A 551-nucleotide genomic window follows, 5' to 3' on the forward strand; every position below is an offset into this window, starting at 1 on the left:
GGCCGGCGACGAGCTGGCCGACCGGCTGTCCGGGCCGCTGCGCTTCGGCACCGCCGGGCTGCGCGGGCCGGTGCGGGCCGGGCCGTCGGGGATGAACGTCGCCGTCGTGACCAGGGCGACCGCCGGGCTGGCCGCCCACCTGGCCCGGACCACGGGCACCGGCCGGGTCGTCGTCGGCCGGGACGCCCGGCACGGGTCGGCGGCGTTCGCCGAGGCCAGCGCCCGGGTGCTGACCGGCGCCGGGTTCACCGTGACCCTGCTCGACGGCCCCGTCCCCACCCCGCTGGTGGCCTTCGCCGTGCGCCACCTCGGCGCGGTCGCCGGGATCGCCGTCACCGCCTCGCACAACCCGCCCGCCGACAACGGCTACAAGGTCTACCTCGCCGACGGCGCGCAGCTCGTGGGCCCCGACGACGCCGCCATCGAGGACGCGATCACCGCCGCCCCGCCCGCGGTGTCGGTGCCGCTCGGGCCGCTGCCGGACCCGGCGGAGGTCACCGGCGCCTACCTGGACCGGGTCGCAACGCTGTCGGGGAACACCGGGGCGCCCG

General features: G+C 79.5%; 1 pseudogene. It reads left to right on the plus strand.

Annotated features, from left to right (window positions below):
• A pseudogene (locus GTW08_RS09660) lies at positions 1-551 on the plus strand (phospho-sugar mutase); the annotation flags it as partial.

Origin of the sequence: Pseudonocardia sp. SID8383, assembly GCF_009864975.1 — a bacterium.
Taxonomy (GTDB): Bacteria; Actinomycetota; Actinomycetes; order Mycobacteriales; family Pseudonocardiaceae; genus Pseudonocardia; species Pseudonocardia alni.